At 53.4% G+C, this 2,170-nt stretch carries 2 rRNA genes; both read left to right on the top strand.

Features of this window, described 5'->3' with window-relative positions:
* Window positions 1-139: 139 nt before the first annotated feature.
* Window positions 140-1,671: ribosomal RNA gene (locus tag AC3FOF_RS44515) — 16S ribosomal RNA — on the top strand.
* Window positions 1,672-2,034: 363 nt separating this feature from the next.
* Window positions 2,035-2,170 (top strand): 23S ribosomal RNA (locus AC3FOF_RS44510); the annotation flags it as partial.

Below are 2,170 nucleotides of genomic sequence, written 5' to 3'. Positions count from 1 at the left end.
CTTCGGTCTTTTAGCTTACAAGTTATAAAGTGCTCGCACAGTAAAACATGTTGGTTATGTCTTCGGACGTAGCCAGTCAGTTTTCTGAGAGTGAGCGACCGCTCGAAAGAGCGAGATTCTTCGGAATCACACAGGTATTAAACTGAAGAGTTTGATCCTGGCTCAGATTGAACGCTGGCGGCATGCCTTACACATGCAAGTCGAACGGCAGCACGGGAGCAATCCTGGTGGCGAGTGGCGAACGGGTGAGTAATACATCGGAACGTGCCCTGTCGTGGGGGATAACTAGTCGAAAGATTAGCTAATACCGCATACGACCTGAGGGTGAAAGCGGGGGACCGCAAGGCCTCGCGCGATAGGAGCGGCCGATGTCTGATTAGCTAGTTGGTGGGGTAAAGGCCCACCAAGGCGACGATCAGTAGCTGGTCTGAGAGGACGATCAGCCACACTGGGACTGAGACACGGCCCAGACTCCTACGGGAGGCAGCAGTGGGGAATTTTGGACAATGGGGGCAACCCTGATCCAGCAATGCCGCGTGTGTGAAGAAGGCCTTCGGGTTGTAAAGCACTTTTGTCCGGAAAGAAATCCCCTGCCCTAATACGGCGGGGGGATGACGGTACCGGAAGAATAAGCACCGGCTAACTACGTGCCAGCAGCCGCGGTAATACGTAGGGTGCGAGCGTTAATCGGAATTACTGGGCGTAAAGCGTGCGCAGGCGGTTTTGTAAGACAGGCGTGAAATCCCCGAGCTCAACTTGGGAATGGCGCTTGTGACTGCAAGGCTAGAGTATGTCAGAGGGGGGTAGAATTCCACGTGTAGCAGTGAAATGCGTAGAGATGTGGAGGAATACCGATGGCGAAGGCAGCCCCCTGGGACGTCACTGACGCTCATGCACGAAAGCGTGGGGAGCAAACAGGATTAGATACCCTGGTAGTCCACGCCCTAAACGATGTCAACTAGTTGTTGGGGATTCATTTCTTCAGTAACGTAGCTAACGCGTGAAGTTGACCGCCTGGGGAGTACGGTCGCAAGATTAAAACTCAAAGGAATTGACGGGGACCCGCACAAGCGGTGGATGATGTGGATTAATTCGATGCAACGCGAAAAACCTTACCTACCCTTGACATGCCACTAACGAAGCAGAGATGCATCAGGTGCCCGAAAGGGAAAGTGGACACAGGTGCTGCATGGCTGTCGTCAGCTCGTGTCGTGAGATGTTGGGTTAAGTCCCGCAACGAGCGCAACCCTTGTCTTTAGTTGCTACGCAAGAGCACTCTAGAGAGACTGCCGGTGACAAACCGGAGGAAGGTGGGGATGACGTCAAGTCCTCATGGCCCTTATGGGTAGGGCTTCACACGTCATACAATGGTGCGTACAGAGGGTTGCCAACCCGCGAGGGGGAGCCAATCCCAGAAAACGCATCGTAGTCCGGATCGTAGTCTGCAACTCGACTACGTGAAGCTGGAATCGCTAGTAATCGCGGATCAGCATGCCGCGGTGAATACGTTCCCGGGTCTTGTACACACCGCCCGTCACACCATGGGAGTGGGTTTTGCCAGAAGTAGTTAGCCTAACCGCAAGGAGGGCGATTACCACGGCAGGGTTCATGACTGGGGTGAAGTCGTAACAAGGTAGCCGTATCGGAAGGTGCGGCTGGATCACCTCCTTTCAGAGCGTGCAGCTAAAGTCGAGCGTTCACACTTATCGGTTTGTTGGTTGTTGGAGCCGGGATGCGCGCAGCGCGTCCTGTGTTGCATGGTCAAATGCAAGCGCTTGGTTTTGAGTGCTTGCATTTGGCTTTGCCAAGACGATGAGACCAGGTCTCGATCGGCTGTTCTTTAAAAATATGGGATGTAGTAAAGGTGTCGTGAGCGTTGATGAGACGCTGCAGTATAACACGATACCGGGTTGTGATTGTATCAACCGAAATGTATTTAAGTGATCGAAAGATGACTTGGAATACGGCACAAATGCGAGAACTCATCCTGTAGCGACGTGGCTTGAACGGAAGTTTGAGACACACTCGTTATAGGGTCAAGCGAACAAGTGCATGTGGTGGATGCCTTGGCGATCACAGGCGATGAAGGACGCGGTAGCCTGCGAAAAGCTTCGGGGAGCTGGCAAACAAGCTTTGATCCGGAGATGTCCGAATGGGGAAACCCGGCCCG

Source organism: Cupriavidus sp. 96C5-1, from assembly GCF_057798855.1.
The sequence above is the reverse complement of the archived record's forward strand: the minus strand, read 5'-3'. Positions and strand labels throughout refer to the sequence as shown.